This is a genomic window from Marinobacter nanhaiticus D15-8W (assembly GCF_036511935.1).
GTDB lineage: Bacteria > Pseudomonadota > Gammaproteobacteria > Pseudomonadales > Oleiphilaceae > Marinobacter_A > Marinobacter_A nanhaiticus.
The window spans coordinates 487,943-500,172 of sequence record NZ_AP028878.1 but is presented as its reverse complement, the minus strand read 5'-3'; the positions used below and the strand labels follow the sequence as shown (position 1 = coordinate 500,172).

10 protein-coding genes are annotated in these 12,230 nt (G+C 59.3%); 6 read left to right on the top strand and 4 right to left on the bottom strand.

All coding sequences use genetic code 11. The features are described 5' to 3' along the window. Together guaD and RE428_RS02230 are read left to right on the top strand one after the other, a co-directional pair. Nucleotides 1-1,422: a guanine deaminase gene (gene guaD, locus RE428_RS02235; protein ID WP_004579168.1), complete on the top strand. Its 1,422-nt coding sequence runs from the start codon at nt 1-3 to the stop codon at nt 1,420-1,422. Next, nucleotides 1,394-2,608 carry a urate hydroxylase PuuD gene (locus RE428_RS02230; RefSeq protein WP_004579169.1) on the top strand — a complete coding sequence of 405 codons (1,215 nt, stop codon included), beginning with the start codon at nt 1,394-1,396 and terminating at the stop codon, nt 2,606-2,608. Before guaD ends, RE428_RS02230 begins: the two co-directional genes overlap by 29 nt. Before the next feature lie 396 nt (nt 2,609-3,004). Here the strand turns inward: RE428_RS02230 and RE428_RS02225 are convergent, their stop codons facing one another. Together RE428_RS02225 and RE428_RS02220 are read right to left on the bottom strand one after the other, a co-directional pair. Continuing rightward, nucleotides 3,005-4,012, bottom strand: coding sequence for an isopenicillin N synthase family dioxygenase (locus RE428_RS02225; protein ID WP_004579170.1), 1,008 nt, complete (start codon nt 4,010-4,012; stop codon nt 3,005-3,007). Between the two features lie 113 nt (nt 4,013-4,125). Beyond that, the gene (locus RE428_RS02220) at nt 4,126-5,124 is read right to left on the bottom strand and encodes an ABC transporter substrate-binding protein (protein WP_040882288.1); all 999 of its coding nucleotides are present in this window, start codon (nt 5,122-5,124) and stop codon (nt 4,126-4,128) included. A gap of 618 nt (nt 5,125-5,742) precedes the next feature. On the opposite strand from RE428_RS02220, the gene RE428_RS02215 reads away from it, so the two are divergent. Further along, nucleotides 5,743-7,107 (top strand): amidohydrolase family protein, encoded by a 1,365-nt coding sequence (locus tag RE428_RS02215; protein ID WP_004579172.1) that lies wholly within the window; start codon nt 5,743-5,745, stop codon nt 7,105-7,107. Nucleotides 7,108-7,347: 240 nt separating this feature from the next. Here the strand turns inward: RE428_RS02215 and RE428_RS02210 are convergent, their stop codons facing one another. Continuing rightward, nucleotides 7,348-8,415 (bottom strand): BMP family ABC transporter substrate-binding protein, encoded by a 1,068-nt coding sequence (locus RE428_RS02210; RefSeq protein WP_004579173.1) that lies wholly within the window; start codon nt 8,413-8,415, stop codon nt 7,348-7,350. 456 nt (nt 8,416-8,871) lie between these two features. On the opposite strand from RE428_RS02210, the gene RE428_RS02205 reads away from it, so the two are divergent. Continuing rightward, the gene (locus RE428_RS02205; RefSeq protein WP_051079745.1) at nt 8,872-10,236 is read left to right on the top strand and encodes a mechanosensitive ion channel family protein; all 1,365 of its coding nucleotides are present in this window, start codon (nt 8,872-8,874) and stop codon (nt 10,234-10,236) included. 20 nt (nt 10,237-10,256) lie between these two features. Then, entirely contained in the window at nt 10,257-10,514 is a 258-nt protein-coding gene (locus tag RE428_RS02200; RefSeq protein ID WP_051079746.1) for a hypothetical protein, read from the top strand. A gap of 1 nt (nt 10,515) precedes the next feature. Here the strand turns inward: RE428_RS02200 and RE428_RS02195 are convergent, their stop codons facing one another. Then, nucleotides 10,516-11,877, bottom strand: coding sequence for an MBL fold metallo-hydrolase RNA specificity domain-containing protein (locus tag RE428_RS02195; RefSeq protein WP_004579174.1), 1,362 nt, complete (start codon nt 11,875-11,877; stop codon nt 10,516-10,518). A 225-nt stretch (nt 11,878-12,102) separates the two neighbouring features. Here RE428_RS02195 and ccoM point away from each other — a divergent pair, with 225 nt between their 5' ends. Next, nucleotides 12,103-12,225: a cytochrome c oxidase subunit CcoM gene (gene ccoM, locus RE428_RS02190; protein ID WP_004579175.1), complete on the top strand. Its 123-nt coding sequence runs from the start codon at nt 12,103-12,105 to the stop codon at nt 12,223-12,225. The last annotated feature ends 5 nt before the right edge of the window (nt 12,226-12,230 follow it).

Sequence of the window (12,230 nt, the reverse complement as noted above, 5' to 3'; positions counted from 1 at the left end):
GTGACAACACCCAACCCGCTGGCGAACCTGGCGCCCGGCAAACCGGTCCAGACTTTCCGAGGACCACTGCTGCATTTTCTCGAAGATCCAGGCCTGGATACCACACCCGCGCCCGGCAGCTACGACTATTTCGAGGATGGCCTGCTGGTGGAACAGGACGGCCACGTCGAAGCCGTAGGCCCCGCGGAAGACCTGTTGCCCCACCTGCCGGAAGGTACCAAACTCGCCCACTGGCCCGATCACCTGATCCTGCCGGGCTTTATCGACACGCATATCCACCTGCCCCAGCTCGGGGTCATGGGCAGCTATGGCGCCCAATTGCTGGACTGGCTGGAGAAATATACCTTTCCCGCCGAAACGCGCTTTCAGGAAACCAGTTGGGCCCAAAGTCAGGCCGCTCTCTTCCTGGACCAGCTATCCCGCCACGGAACCACGGCAGCGCTGGTGTTCTGCACGTCCCATCCGCAATCAGTGGACGCGTTGTTCGAAGCCGCCGAGGCGCGCGGGCAGGCGATTACCGGCGGCAAGGTAATGATGGATCGCAACTCCCCGGACGGACTACGGGACGAGACCGTGGCCAGCCACCGTGACAGCCAGGCGCTGATCGACCGCTGGCATAACAAGGGCCGTCTGCAGTATGCGGTGACACCGCGCTTTGCCCCGACGTCCACCCCCAGACAGCTGGAACTGGCGGGCAAACTGGTCGCCGACAATCCGGGCGTGCTGATGCAAACCCACTGGGCGGAGCATCTGTCGGAAATAGAGTGGGTCAAAGAGCTCTTTCCGGATAGGTCCGACTACCTGGACGTCTATGCCCACTACGGTTTGCTGAACGACCGCGCGGTGCTAGCCCACGGTATACACATCGACGACCACGACCGTCGGCGCCTGGTGGATACCGGTGCGCGCGTTGCGTTTTGCCCGACGTCGAACACCTTCCTTGGCAGCGGCCTGTTCGATCTCAAAAGTGCCCACGACGCCGGTGTAACCCTCGGCCTTGCGACCGATGTCGGCGGGGGCACGAGCCTGTCGCTACTACCGACGATGGCCGAAGCCTATAAGGTTTGCCAATTACGCGGTCAGTCGCTGACGCCGTTCCAGGCGTTCTACCTGGCCACCCTCGGCAACGCCCGGGTGCTGCATCGGGACAACGAGATCGGCAACTTCGCCGCCGGCAAGGCGGCGGATTTCATCGTGCTCGATCCCACCGCAACGCCGGTGCTGGCCATGAAGCACGAACAGGATAGGAATCTATTCGAGCGACTGTTCGACCTCATGATGCTCGGCGACGACCGCGTGATCCAACGCACCTATATTGCCGGCCACTGTCGGTTCGACCGTGACTCTCATTGCGGTTCAGAAAAACGCGATTCAAAAGAAGGAGTCCTCGCCGATGGCCGCGTATCTCAGCGAATGGCTTAGCCTGATTGTCCGCTGGTTTCATGTGATTGCCGGTGTCGCCTGGATTGGCGCTTCGTTCTATTTCATCTGGCTCGACAACCATCTGCGCGAGCCACCGGAGTGGAAAAAGGAGAAGGGCATCAAGGGCGACCTCTGGGCCATCCACGGCGGTGGTTTCTACGAGGTGGCCAAGTACCGGCTCGGGCCCGAGGAAATGCCGCCGGTGCTTCACTGGTTCAAGTGGGAGGCCTACAGCACACTGCTCAGCGGTCTGGCGCTGCTGTTTGTCGTCTACTACATCGGTTCGCCCGGCTACCTGATCGACGCCTCCAAGGCGGAGCTCACGCCCTTCACCGCAGCCCTGATCGGCCTCGGCTTTATCGGCGGTATGCTGGCGCTCTACGAGATCCTGATCCGTGGTCCGCTGGGTCGAAATGGTATGGCGTTTGGCGCCGTGCTGTTCGTCCTGCTTCTGGTGGCCGACTGGGCCCTGTTCCAGATCTTCGCCGGCCGTGGCGCCTATATCCATATGGGCGCGATTATCGGCACCATCATGGTGGGCAACGTGTTCCTGGGCATCATGCCCTCCCAGCGCGCGCTGGTCGCGGCCGTTGAGAAAGGCGAGGAGCCGGGCGAAAACGTGGGCCGCCTGGCCGAACTGGCAAAAATCCGCTCGACTCACAACAACTACCTGACCTTGCCGATCATCTTCATCATGATCAGCAACCACTACCCCCTGTTCTATAGCCACACCTATGGCTGGGCGATACTGGCGGCTATCGGTTTCATCACCGCATTCGCGCGACACTTCTTCAATCTGCGCCATCGGGGGGTGCATCGTCCCTCGATTCTGCTGGTCGCGGCGATCCTGACGGTCATCCTGATTGGTGTGCTGGCACCTTCCACTGGTCAACACGCCGGAACGGCAACCGCGACGGCCGGAGCAGAGAACGCCGTGACCGATGTCGATATCCAGAACCTGGTCAGCACCCACTGCCAGACGTGCCATGCCGAAAGTCCCTCCAACCCGGCCTTCAACGCGCCGCCGGCCGGTATCGCCCTTGGGTCGTTGGCGTCCGTAAAACAGCACAGTGCGCAGATCATGCAGGCTGCGGTGACAACCCAGTACATGCCGTTGGGGAATACCACGGGGATGACGCCGGAGGAACGGCAGAAGCTGGGGAATTGGCTGCAGGAACAGAAGTAGATGTAGCCGATGCTCTAGCTTCGGAGGGCCCGCAGAGCCCGAGATATACGGGCAGACCTTCCGTCTGCTCAGAAGCTGAAGCGTCTGCTACATTTCGGTGCCCATGGTTTGGGACCATTCCGGGCAACCGTACGGTTCGGTTTCGCCTCACCAGCACGCTATGGAATGTCATTCCAACGCCATAAAAAAGTTCATCACACTTTAGTGGGAATTCGCGTAACACGAAGCATCGCGGGAATGGGCAGCCCGGCGGGCTGCTCCGAAGGTGCCCATGGTCTTAAGACTCGTGCGGAGGGCTCCGGACTCCCGTCACGCTAATCCGCGATGAACCAATAAAAAAGCCCGCACCTCCCGGCGCGGGCTTCCTCGTTGTCCGCTACCCTTCGCTGAAACGCCCTACATCTTCGCAGCAAAGTTAGCGTTAATCCGTTGCAACAGGTAATCCCGCGCCGATATCTCCGGATACTTTTTCTCCGGCCCCTGGATCATCACGTCCTTATTCGCCTGGCAGAAGAACGCCATGCTGTAGCGCGGTCCCTGGTATTCACCCGGCCGGGGCATGCGGACCCGGTGCAGGGTGGACTTCAGTTTGTCATCGCTCCAGCGCATCAGCATGTCGCCGATGTTGCAGGTGATAACATCATCCCTCGGCACCACGCTGGTCCACTCCTGGTCCGTGCGACCTTGCGCATCCTTGCCGGGACAGACCTGCAGACCGAACTGGCCTTCTTTCTGGAACACCATAGTGAGGCAGTCGAAGTCGGTGTGCGCGCCGGCGCGCCAGGTACCGGGAGCAATCTGGGCATTGTCCGGTAGCGGCAGGTAGTGCAGCAGGCGCAGGGTGCTCTGGTACTCCGGCGAGCGGCGGTCGTGGGCATAGGTGAAGAAATCACGCTCGAAACCCAGTTTATCCGCAAAGCAGGACAGGATATCCATACCGATCTGCCAGGCCTGGTACTCGAAATTCAGCATGATCCGCTGGAACTCCGGCACCGTGGTTTGGCCGGGCCAAAGGTCGTCCATGTGGGGTAAGGTGACCTGGAACGATTCCTTCTCGTCGGCAGTGCCGGTCGAGGGTCGCACCTGTGACCTGAATTCCCAACCGGTATTCAGACCTTCCTTTAACGGAAACCGGGCCTTGATGTCTGTGTCCAGCGCAAAGAAAGCTTCGGCCATTCGGAACGCGTCCCTGACCTTCTCCACGTCGAGGCCGTGGTTAACCAACTGGAAGAACCCGACGTCCGATGCTGCAGCCCAGAGCTGCTCGGTTATTTCTGACCGTCGATGGACAAAGTCACTTAGATCGATGAGCGGGATCTGGCGACTGTCGGTTTCCGTTCCCTCACCACCGAGGGTGCTCTCAAACTCAAGTTCTTTCATGCTGTACTTGGTTGCGTTGCTCATACTGCCTTCTCCAACTGTGGGACAGGTTGCCCTGTCAGTCATTGGAGCAATGCCTGGCGGCGAACTTCATAGCCGCCGCCTGCCGCTTCTACTCCGGTGTCAGCCCGTGCCTGTCAGGAGCCGGGCATAAAGGAACGATCGACCGCCTCTTCAGGATCGAACGACGCCGGTTCAAGCGCCTGGGCGCGTGCGGTCCACTGCCAGGTGGTGGCCAGCCGGTCCGGATCAAAGGCGCCCATACCGTGGGCTTCACTCGCCTCGTTGTAGACCAGGGGCCGAATCGAACGGATGGTGTCCGCAGCCATTTTGACGTCCACTTCCGGCACAACCTCATGGACCGCTTCGGCGCTTTCCTCGGGATGGGACCAGGTGTATTCGATGGCCTTGGCGTATGCCTTGACGAATCGGCGCGCAACGTCGGGGCGCTCTTCCAGGAAACGCTCGCTGGCGATGACGGAAGTGGCGTAGAACTCAAGCCCGGCGTCATACCAGGGCAGCACCTGAAGTTCCTTGTTGGCTTCGCGGGCCATCGCCCGGTACTTCTCAGCGTCGGTCACCCAACTGACCACCACGTCGGTGCGACCGGTCAGTAGCATCGGGTTCAGGGCCCCGGGATCGCTTTTCAGCAGTTTGATGCTGTCCTGATCGACGCCGTTCACATCGAGCAACAGGGGCAGGAAGATATTCGAAGAGGTAAACGGCGAGGTGGCGATGGTCTTGCTCCCCACATCACTTACACTGTCGATACCTGACCCTTTCACGGTATAGAAGGCATGAGGGGCTTCGCTGAATACCGAATAGATGCCCTTGACCGGAATGTCGTCATTGGCCCTTGCGACCAGCAGCGCGACCAGGTCCGAAAGACCCACATCAGCCTGGCCTGTCGTCAGCTTTGTCAGGGCATCAGTAGAACCACGCCCCTGCGCTATGGTGACGTCCAGATCCTCAGCAGCGAAGAAACCCTTCCCGACGCCCACATAGACCGGCGCCTTGTCGCCACCGGGCAGCCAATCGAGCTGGAAGGTGACTTTATCTGCCGCCAGGCAGATCTGGGTGCTTAATGCCAGGGCCGCCAAGGCGAGAGTACCGGGAAGTCTGCGTCGTTGTTTCATGGCCTGCTCCAATCCAAGTGAAACCCGCGAACGCGGGCCATCGTTCAAGTGGCGGCAGGGAGACGGGAAAACAGGATCGGCACGGAGTAGAGCTACCAATCGCGCCGTCCCGGTCCCGATGTCTTAAATGACACCTGCCGGCCAGAGCGCGATGAGCAATGACCCGATCCGGGTTCGCCAACAGGCAGAGACCGGACCTGACTGCTTCTACTCAGTCACGTTGGTGAGGTGGGCCAGGTATCGCGGAACGACACACGAATTCCTGGCCCCCTCATGGCCAAATCTTGCATCGCGCATGCCAGGACGATCCGAACGCTTTGGAAACACTGATCCAGGCTCTTAGCACAGTGCTCTACCTCCGGCTGACATGGGTCTGAAGCGCACCATAAAGGCGCAACTGCGGCCCGATTTGCATCAACATTTTTCACGGCGTTGTGTGCCCGATCCCATCGTCACCCCAAGTCAAAGGGCCGGAGCGACGACTGCCTGGCCAAAGATTTGCTAGCCTGAAAAGACATCACGCATTCACGAACAAGAGTAGAAGCGGTCAGGGGCCGGCGTCTTACAGGACGCACGGGCATCCCGGGACATTGCTCTTCAAGTATTAAGGAGCAAGCTATGCCCTACCTGATTCGCAACGCCGTTGCTGTCTTTTCCGAAGCCCACCCCGATGCCACCGATATCCGTCTCCGCGATGGGCGCATTACCGAGATGGGCCGTCAATTACTGCCTGCAGAAGATGGCGCCGAGACCGTCATCGATGCCCGCGGCTGCGTGATCTATCCCGGCCTGGTCAATACCCACCACCACCTGGCGCAGTCCATTCTCAAGGGCATTCCCGAGGGCCTGAACCAGGGCCTCGGCGAGTGGCTGGCGTCCGTGCCCTACCGTTTCTGGCCCCAGATCAGCCCGGACCTCATGTACCACGCCGCGCGCCTCGGACTTTACGAGATGCTCCGCTCGGGGACCACCACCTGCGCCGATCACCACTACCTTTACCATCGCGACACCACGCCAGACATGGAAGACGCGGTGTGGCAGGCCGCAGAGGATCTGGGCATCCGGCTCGTGCTCTGTCGCGGCAATGCCGTGGAGAAAGGCAGTCACAAAGGTATGGCCCGCCACGGTATCGAGCCGGAATCGATCGATCAGGTCTTCGAACGCATGGACCATACCCTCGCGCGGCATCACCAGCCCGGTCCCGATGCCATGCGTCGACTGGTAGTGGCACCCACCAGCCTGATCCACTCAAGCACACCGGAGGCTCTGCGCGAGCAGGCTGCTTACGCCCGCCGTCACGGGCTGCGCCTGCATTCTCACCTGCTGGAAGTGGCCTTTGACGAAGTCCAGGCTCGCGAGAAGTACGGCCTTCACGCTATCGACTATGCCGAACAGTGCGATTTCCTGGGACCAGACGTCTGGTTCGCGCACCTGGTGCAAAGCGACGAACATGTTATTGACCGACTGGCGGCGACCGGCACGGGCATCGCCCACTGCCCGACATCCAACTGTCGACTGGGGAGCGGCGTCGCGCCAGTCATCCCGATGGCTCGCAAGGGCGTGCCCATCAGTGTCGGCGTCGATGGTTCCGCTTCATCCGAATCAGGTTCCCTGTTGCAGGAGCTGAACCTGGCGTGGCTGATTCATCGTGCAATGCACGGTCCCGACGCCACCGATCTCAGCCAGGTACTTCACTGGGGCTCACGCGACGGCGCACGCCTGTTAGGGCTAGAACAAACGGGGGAACTTGCGGTAGGCAAGCTTGCTGATTTTGCGCTCTACGACATCGACCAGCCTCGATTCGCCGGTGTACACACACCGCTCATGGCGCCATTGATGTGTGGTGAGCCGGCGACGGTGAAGCACAGTTTTGTCAACGGCCAGCCTGTGGTCGAGGACGGCTGCGTGAAAGGACTGGATGAGCGCCAACTCGTGGCGGAGGTTCGGCAGGGTGTTAGGACTTTGTTGCAGCGGGTGAGCTAGAGACCTCACGCCGACGACCAATGTAGGTTGCGTTAGCTATGCGTAACCCAACAATCGTTGTTGCTTCGCCGCCCCTTCGCGACACGTTCGAGCTCCATGCCGGATTGCGCCAAGGCTAATCCGACCTACATAAGCCGGCTCCCGGGCACAAAAAAGCCCGGTGCACCGAGCACCGGGCAAATCAGACAGCAATCTTACGCGGGGTAACTCAACTTGCCCCGGCTTTCGGCCTTGCCTGAGTTACTTTGGCAATGTGGCAGTCATACCTTCCACGTACCAATCCATGCCTGCCAACTGCTCATGGGTCATGGTCTCGCCTTCCTCCAGACGCAGCTTGCCGGACTGGTCCTTGAGCGGCCCGGTGAAAGGATGCAGCTCACCGGTCCGGATGGCTTCGATGGTTTCGTCAACCTTGGCGCGCTGTTCGTCTGTCAGACGGTCGCTGATACTGGCAATCACGATGTCGCCTTCCTTGATGCCGCCCCAGTAGTCCTTGGATTCCCAGGTACCGTCCATGACGTCCTGCACGGTTTCGATGTAGTAAGGGGACCAGTCGTCAACCACGGACAGCAGGTGTGCGGTCGGGCCGAAATGGGACATGTCTGAGGCCTGACCTACCGCCCACACACCACGTTTCTCGGCTGCGATCATCGCCGCCGGGCTGTCGGTATGCTGGATAATGACATCCACACCCTGGTCCATCAGCGTGTTGGCGGCATCCGCTTCCTTGGCCGGGTCGAACCAGGTGTTGACCCAGACCACCTTCAGTTCCACATTCGGATTAACCTTGCGGGCGGCCAGGAAGGTCGAGTTGATATCGCGGATGACTTCCGGAATCGGGAATGAGGCGATATAGCCCAGCTTGTTGGTCTCGGTGACCTGGCCGGCGGCGATGCCGGTCACATAGCGGCCTTCGAATGTCTTGGACAGATAGGTACCAAGATTGTCCGAACGCTTGTAGCCGGTGGCGTGCAAGAAGGTCTTTTCCGGGAACTCCTTGGCCACGCGTGCGGTCGGGTTCATGAAACCAAATGAAGTGGTGAATATCACGTCGTTGCCCGCCTGGGCCAGACGGCGAATGGTACGCTCGGCATCCGCACCTTCATTCACGTTCTCGACATAGGTGGTCTGTACCTTGTCACCGAAATGCTCTTCCAGCGCCAGGCGACCCTGGTCATGCTGGTAGCTCCAGCCGTGGTCACCGATAGGTCCTACGTACACAAAGCCGACTTTGAGGGGGTCTTCCGCAAAGGCCTGCATTGGAATGACCAAGGCCGCCAGCACTGCCAGTTTCTTGATAAAGCGCATTCGCACGTCTCCTGTTATCACTTGGTAAGCCACTCATTCATGGCCCGGTTTTTCTTATCGTCTCGTCGACGTGAGGTCGCCGAACGTACCGGGCGCGAATCAGTACTGGCAGAGGCTGAGCAAAAAGCTGGCCAAATGATCAGGATTTTTTTAAATCACTGAATGTACATTGAAAAAACCTTTATAACGAAACAAGAACCGAGCCTCGTCAGCGAGGTAGTCGCTGAAAAGGCACCAGAATTGTGCACATCAAAGGCTCATCGCCTGTCCTTAAAGCATAACTCGGAGATGTGCCGCCGGCAGCTTTGACGATAGTGCTGAAAATCAAAGGTTGAGGGTATCCGCCACAACAGCCATTTGGATGGATCGATAAGACGAAATGCCAGCCTCGGGCCAGACTTTGCGCTTTAATTGAAGGAGCGGCCGCGCCTCGACGCCGGCTCAGGGAAGAAAGCTATGGCAAACAACGCATCGAACATCCTTCTGCGCATGTCTCTGGCCATCCTGTTATCTGCCAGTGCTGTGGTCTCTGCCCAGGACGCAAATACCGATCTTTCGCAGGTTAGCGCAGCACCGGTGATGCTCGATGGCGATCCGCTGTTTTCGTTGGCAGGTACGGCATCCTTCCCCGCCGAGGAGCGGGCGGCCAACGTGGCCAAACGCATCCGAACGGCAGCCGCCGATTCCGCTATCACTGCTGACGATATTCAAGCGACGCCCCTCGAAGGCCGTATTCTCATCAAAGCCGGGAACCAACCCCTCGTCGCCGTATTTCCCCTCGATGCCTCGACGGAGGGCGCGCCCCTGGACGAGGTGTCGAACGTCTTCCTGCTTCGCATACGAAACGCCGTGGAGCAGTACCGGGCCCGTCGCACTACCGACTACCTGTTCAAAGCCAGTCTTCTGGCGGGCGCGGCGCTGGTAGTGACCGCTGGACTGGTCTGGCTGACCGTAATCTTGTTCCGCCGGTTGTTCGCTTTCCTCGATAGCCATTACAAGCGCATGGTTCAGGACGTGAAGATCGAATCCTTCGAGGTGGTCCGGGCCGATAACATCTGGAACCTGGTCACCGGTCTCCTGCGTTTCGCCCGACTGGCCACGGTACTGATTATTGCCTACCTGGGTATCGAATTCATTCTCTACCGTTTCCCCTGGACCCGCGGGACTGCCAACATTTTGCTTGATGTCGTCGTCGAACCGGTGACCACCATCATCAGTGCCTTCCTAGACTACCTGCCCGAACTGGTCTTCCTCATCATCCTGATCGCCGTCGCTCGTTACGCACTCAAGCTGCTTCACCTGTTCTTTCGTGGTGTCGAGCACGGCCGTGTCCATATCGGCGGTTTCGAGCAGGAATGGGCACAGCCCACCTATAAGCTGCTGCGGTTCTTTATCATCCTACTCACCGTCGTGCTGGCCTACCCATACATTCCCGGTTCCGGTAGCGCGGCTTTCCAGGGTTTGTCCCTACTGCTTGGGATCATGGTTTCACTGGGCGCCTCTTCGGCGGTTTCAAGCATCGTGGCCGGGTATGCGATGACCTATCGCCGGGCGTTCCGGATTGGCGACCTGGTGGTGATCGGCGAGCACACTGGCGTGGTCCGGGAAATGCGCCTGCTGGTCACTCATCTGCGCACCTTTCACAATGAAGAGATCGTGTTACCCAATTCATTGATCCTGAACAGTCCGGTCACCAACCTGACCCGATCGGCGGAGGAAAACGGTCTGCTGCTCAAGGCAACGGTCGGGATCGGCTATGAAACCCCCTGGCGCCAAGTGGAAGCCATGCTCAAGGAAGCGGCCGCCGCACCAAGGGCCTGAAGGAGAAACCGACGCCTTTCGTGCTGGAACGCGCCCTCGGCGACTTCGCCGTCACTTACGAATTGAATGTTGCGATCGACTCGCCGACCCACCGCTTCTACCGCAGTGCCGAGTTACACCGGAATATCCTCGACGTATTCAACGAGTACGGTGTCGCGATCATGACGCCGGCCTATATCGCCGATCCGGCCGAACCCAAACTGGTTCCGCAGGAGCAGTGGTATGCGGCACCCGCGAAGTCGCCCGAAGACAAAGGCAAGCAAACACCATCGACCTGAGTCAGATGTTCACCGTTTCATAGAGATCCGGCACTTCCGCTTCCCAGGAAAAACGTTCTTCGATGCGCTTGCGCATGACATCGCTAGCCAGGGGTTCACCATGGGTGATATAGACCCGTTCAGGGGCGAGGTTGCCCTGACCGAGCCAGTCGAGGATCTCCTGATAGTCGCCGTGCGCCGACAGGGTGTCCAGGTTGAAGACTTCCGCTTTTACCGGCCAGTACTCGCCATGGATCTTCACCCGGTCGGCACCGTTGACCAGGGCATCACCCCGCGTGCCCGGCGCCTGGAAGCCGGCGAACACCACACTATTGCGCGGATTCGGCAACAACGTTTTCAGGTGATGCAGGACCCGACCACCGCTGGCCATACCACTGGCCGAAACAATCACGCAGGGAAAACGTTTACTGTTGAGATCGATCGACTCATCGACCGTTCTGACGTAGGTGGTCTGGTCGTCGATCAACGCGCACTGCTCTGCGGTGAGCCGATGTTCCTTATGATAATGACAGAATATCTCCGTGGCCTTGATCGCCATCGGACTGTTCAGGTAGACCGGCAATTGCGGGATGCGTCCCTCACCCATCAGCTTGTGGATCAGATAAAGCATTGCCTGGGCCCGGCCTACGGCAAACGCCGGAATCAGAACGATACCGCCGCGACCGGCAGTTCGGCTGACGATATCTGCCAGCGTCGCCTCCGGATCTTCGTCCGCGTGCAGGCGGTCGCCGTAGGTGGATTCGCAGACCAGTATGTCGGCGTGATCGATCGGCTCGGGAGGGCGCATCAGCAGGTCGACCTGCCGCCCGACATCACCGCTGAAGACGACCGTCCGTTCATCCTCGATCGCCGTCACATGCACGCAGGCCGAGCCGAGTATATGACCCGCCGGCGTATAACGAACCCGCAGGCCAGGCACTGGCTCAAAGGGAATCTGGAAGGGCATGGCTTCGAAATACTTGAGCGCCTCCCAGGCATCCGCCTCGGTAAAAAGAGGCTCGGCCGGATGATGGCGCGAAAACTTCTTGCGGTTGGCGTAACGGGCGTCCTCTTCCTGCAGGTGACCTGCGTCCGGCAATAATACCCGGGACAACTGATGGGTCGCCTTCGTGCAATAGACCCGGCCACGAAAGCCTTGCTTCACCAACGCCGGCAGATAGCCGGAATGATCGATGTGGGCATGGGTCAATATCACGGCATCCAAGCTGGCCGGCTCCACCGGGAACCGTGCCCAGTTGCGCCGGCGCAACGTTTTCACGCCCTGGTACAGGCCGCAATCCACCAGGATTTTATGCTTGTCGGTCGAGAGCAGATAGCGGGAGCCGGTCACTGTTCCCGCTCCCCCAAGAAATTGCAGCTGCATGCCAGCCTCCGTGGGTTTGCGATGCGTCTGTTTAGAAATAACAGTAGCGGCCTTAGCTCGCCTTGACTCAGCGCAAATCCGACTGGAAAAGCATCCGTCGGCCCTTCGAAGAAAATTTGACCCAGGTCAAAGGTGCCGGCCAGGGCAATTGATGCAGGTCAAGTATAAAAGAAGGGTCGGGACATACAGTATCTCCATAGACTCAATAGCAGAGGAGACTCTGACATGTATATGGATGCTGTCGTTTTCGCAGGTATCGCTACCGTCGTCCTGATATTCGGCTTCTTTGGCGGTGTGGGTTATTTCATTTACAAGGACTCCCACAAGAAGTCAGACGAGAAGCACTAACCGGT

Coding starts and splice junctions, on each gene's coding strand:
- RE428_RS02230 (WP_004579169.1), top strand. CDS start 1,394: ATGGCCGCGTATCTCAGCGAATGGCTTAGCCTGATTGTCCGCTGGTTT.
- RE428_RS02225 (WP_004579170.1), bottom strand. CDS start 4,012: ATGAGCAACGCAACCAAGTACAGCATGAAAGAACTTGAGTTTGAGAGC.
- RE428_RS02220 (WP_040882288.1), bottom strand. CDS start 5,124: ATGAAACAACGACGCAGACTTCCCGGTACTCTCGCCTTGGCGGCCCTG.
- RE428_RS02215 (WP_004579172.1), top strand. CDS start 5,743: ATGCCCTACCTGATTCGCAACGCCGTTGCTGTCTTTTCCGAAGCCCAC.
- RE428_RS02210 (WP_004579173.1), bottom strand. CDS start 8,415: ATGCGCTTTATCAAGAAACTGGCAGTGCTGGCGGCCTTGGTCATTCCA.
- RE428_RS02205 (WP_051079745.1), top strand. CDS start 8,872: ATGGCAAACAACGCATCGAACATCCTTCTGCGCATGTCTCTGGCCATC.
- RE428_RS02195 (WP_004579174.1), bottom strand. CDS start 11,877: ATGCAGCTGCAATTTCTTGGGGGAGCGGGAACAGTGACCGGCTCCCGC.
- ccoM (WP_004579175.1), top strand. CDS start 12,103: ATGTATATGGATGCTGTCGTTTTCGCAGGTATCGCTACCGTCGTCCTG.